General features: G+C 50.8%; 2 protein-coding genes. Both read left to right on the forward strand.

The features are described 5' to 3' along the window. Positions 1-354 (forward strand): glycosyltransferase (locus tag RVS70_RS22755; RefSeq protein WP_321135011.1); only part of this gene is annotated, 354 nt, incomplete at its 5' end. Then, positions 351-419: hypothetical protein (locus RVS70_RS22760; protein WP_321135012.1), on the forward strand; the 69-nt coding region annotated here is incomplete at its 3' end. The genes RVS70_RS22755 and RVS70_RS22760, both read left to right, overlap by 4 nt.

The following is a 419-nucleotide window of genomic DNA, read 5'->3' on the forward strand; positions in this document are numbered from 1 at the left end:
ATACATGAGCTGATTCAGCTTGCAGATGTATCTGTCGCATCCAGCATGAGAGAGGGCCTTGGCATGAATGTGCTTGAGGGAATGGCGGCAGAAAAACCGGCGATCGCCACAGATAACCGCGGGCATCGGGAAATCATCCGCGACGGAGAAAACGGTTTTCTGGTCAAAATCGGTGACAGTGCTGCTTTTGCCCGCCGGATTGAACAGCTTTACCATAAGCCGGAACTCTGCCGAAAGCTGGGACAGGAAGGCCGAAAAACAGCCTTGCGCTTTTCGGAGGCGCGAACGGTGGAAGAAATGGCAGATATTTATTCCGCGTACATGGATATGGATACAAAGGAGAAAAGCGTATGAACTCAGGACCGAAAGTTTCTGTCATTATGGGCATTTATAATTGCGAGCGCACGTTGGCAGAGAGC

Origin of the sequence: Virgibacillus sp. M23 (assembly GCF_034190895.1) — a bacterium.
GTDB lineage: Bacteria > Bacillota > Bacilli > Bacillales > Amphibacillaceae > Virgibacillus > Virgibacillus salarius.